Here is a 255-nt window from a genome sequence, read left to right on the forward strand (position 1 = left end):
GAGAAACCCGGCGAGACGGGCGAATACGTCATCGGCAAGCGGCTGTTGAGACGTGAAGTTATTCACAGGGGAGGTTCTCTTCGCGAGGTCAATGCTGTATGCGATGATTATACGATGTCGAGCTCGCTGGGTATGGCGGCAAGGTCGGTTGAGCCTTCGGCAGTTTGTGAGGGACGCCGAATCCGCGGCTCCGCCCCCGGCATCGGCCGCAGTGGCCTGAACCTGCCGGCCTGAAGCGTGCGGTCCTTATGCCAG

The 255-nt window shown here is 61.2% G+C and carries 1 protein-coding gene; it reads left to right on the top strand.

What is annotated here, in order from left to right; genetic code table 11:
• The coding region (locus ACLFKU_RS44750; RefSeq protein ID WP_410853521.1) for a hypothetical protein at nucleotides 1-234 on the top strand (234 nt) is incomplete at its 5' end.
• Nucleotides 235-255: the final 21 nt, after the last annotated feature.

This window comes from Paraburkholderia sp. EG304, from assembly GCF_046543485.1.
Lineage (GTDB): Bacteria > Pseudomonadota > Gammaproteobacteria > Burkholderiales > Burkholderiaceae > Paraburkholderia > Paraburkholderia youngii.